Below are 345 nucleotides of genomic sequence, written 5' to 3'. Positions count from 1 at the left end.
ACCCTTGCCCTCGAGCAGGCTGCCTTCCCAGACGGTGTGTGCGGAGCGCGTGGTTGCCACGGTGGGTCCTTCCGATGTCTGGCTGTTCTCTTGGGACACCATCCGATCACACTCCGGGTCAGCTCACCCGGAAGACCGGCCCACGCGGGGTGAACGGCAGGCGACGACCCTGCGGAATCAGATACGCGTGCTCACGCCGCACCCGCAGCACATCGCACCAGCCGTCCGTGATGACCAGCACCGGGGCGCCCGGCGGAAAGTCGTCCGCGCGTTGCAGCAGATCGATGCCGGGCTGCAGGACCGTACCGCCGCGGCCGTGCACCCGGACCCGCCCCGCGATGTCCG

Annotated in this window: 1 pseudogene; it reads right to left on the bottom strand. The window is 69.6% G+C overall.

Annotation, left to right across the window (positions count from 1 at the left end):
• Window positions 1-118 precede the first annotated feature (118 nt).
• A pseudogene (locus tag ACLZOT_RS50810) lies at window positions 119-345 on the bottom strand (hypothetical protein); the annotation flags it as partial.

The organism is Streptomyces sp. 4F14, assembly GCF_048159485.1.
Classification (GTDB): domain Bacteria; phylum Actinomycetota; class Actinomycetes; order Streptomycetales; family Streptomycetaceae; genus Streptomyces.
Note: the sequence above shows the minus strand (reverse complement) of the source record. Positions and strands in the feature narration are given on the sequence as shown.